Below are 525 nucleotides of genomic sequence, written 5' to 3'. Positions count from 1 at the left end.
TCCACCGGCTGGTGGGTCGGGCCGTCTTCGCCCAGACCGATGGAGTCGTGGGTGTAGACGAACACGTTGCGCAGCTTCATCAGCGCCGCCATGCGCACCGCGTTGCGGGCGTATTCCACGAACATCAGGAAGGTCGCCGAGTACGGCAGGAAGCCGCCGTGCAGCGCGATGCCGTTGGTGATGGCGGTCATGCCGAACTCGCGCACGCCGTAATGAATGTAGTTGCCCGCCGGGTCAACGTTCAGCGCTTTCGAGCCGGACCACATGGTCAGGTTGCTCGGTGCCAGGTCGGCAGAGCCGCCCAGGAACTCCGGCAGCACCTTGCCGAACGCTTCCAGCGCGTTCTGCGATGCCTTGCGGCTGGCGATGTTGGCCGGGTTGGCCTGCAGTTTTTCCACGAACGCCTTGGCGTCGGCTTTCCAGTCGGCCGGCAGCTCGCCGTTCATGCGGCGCTTGAACTCGGCAGCCTGCTCCGGGAAGGCCTTGGCGTAGGCGGCGAACTTGTCGTTCCAGGCCGCTTCTTTG

Annotated in this window: 1 pseudogene; it reads right to left on the bottom strand. The window is 65.1% G+C overall.

The window, feature by feature from the left end:
- Positions 1-525 (bottom strand): annotated as a pseudogene (locus ACJ8HT_RS24180) (transketolase); the annotation flags it as partial.

The organism is Serratia sp. CY44782, from assembly GCF_052168715.1.
Taxonomy (GTDB): Bacteria; Pseudomonadota; Gammaproteobacteria; order Enterobacterales; family Enterobacteriaceae; genus Serratia; species Serratia nevei.
Note: the sequence above shows the minus strand (reverse complement) of the source record. Positions and strands in the feature narration are given on the sequence as shown.